This is a genomic window from Azospirillum melinis (assembly GCF_013340935.1).
In the GTDB taxonomy this organism is placed as follows: Bacteria; Pseudomonadota; Alphaproteobacteria; order Azospirillales; family Azospirillaceae; genus Azospirillum; species Azospirillum melinis.
In genome coordinates, this window is the sequence record NZ_WHOS01000148.1 from 1 (window position 1) to 1,040 (window position 1,040).

The 1,040-nt window shown below is 56.2% G+C and carries 1 rRNA gene; it reads left to right on the forward strand.

Annotated features, from left to right (window positions below):
- A 23S ribosomal RNA gene (locus tag GBZ48_RS35865) occupies positions 1–1,040 on the forward strand; the annotation flags it as partial.

A 1,040-nucleotide genomic window follows, 5' to 3' on the forward strand; every position in this document is an offset into this window, starting at 1 on the left:
GACAACCAGGAGGTTGGCTTAGAAGCAGCCATCCTTTAAAGAAAGCGTAATAGCTCACTGGTCTAGTTAAGCCGGCCTGCGCCGAAAATGTATCGGGGCTCAAGCCGTGTACCGAAGCTGCGGATGTGATCTCTGATCACGTGGTAGCGGAGCGTTCCGTAAGCCTGCGAAGGGTGTCCGTGAGGCCGCCTGGAGGTATCGGAAGTGAGAATGCTGACATGAGTAGCGACAAACAGTGTGAGAAACACTGTCGCCGAAAGTCCAAGGGTTCCTGCGCAAGGTTAATCCACGCAGGGTGAGCCGGCCCCTAAGGCGAGGCCGAAAGGCGTAGTCGATGGGAACCACGTTAATATTCGTGGGCCTGGCGGAGGTGACGGATTGGAAAGCGTGTACGATCTTATCGGATTGATCGTGCTGTGGACCGGTTCCAGGAAATAGCCCCGCCATACAGACCGTACCCCAAACCGACACAGGTGGACTGGTAGAGTATACCCAGGCGCTTGAGAGAATGGTGTTGAAGGAACTCGGCAAATTGCCCTCGTAACTTCGGAAGAAGAGGGCCCCGTTGTGGCGCAAGCCATGGCGGGGGGCACAGACCAGGGGGTAGCGACTGTTTACTAAAAACACAGGGCTCTGCGAAGCCACACAAGGCGACGTATAGGGTCTGACGCCTGCCCGGTGCCGGAAGGTTAAGAGGAGGAGTGCAAGCTCTGAATTGAAGCCCCGGTAAACGGCGGCCGTAACTATAACGGTCCTAAGGTAGCGAAATTCCTTGTCGGGTAAGTTCCGACCTGCACGAATGGCGTAACGACTTCCCCGCTGTCTCCAACACCAACTCAGCGAAATTGAACTCTCCGTGAAGATGCGGAGTTCCCGCGGTCAGACGGAAAGACCCCGTGCACCTTTACTACAGCTTTGCAGTGGTGCTAGGGACTTCATGTGTAGGATAGGTGGGAGGCTTGGAAGCCTGGGCGCCAGCCCGGGTGGAGCCAACCTTGAAATACCACCCTTGAAGTCTCTGGCATCTAACCGTGGCCCGT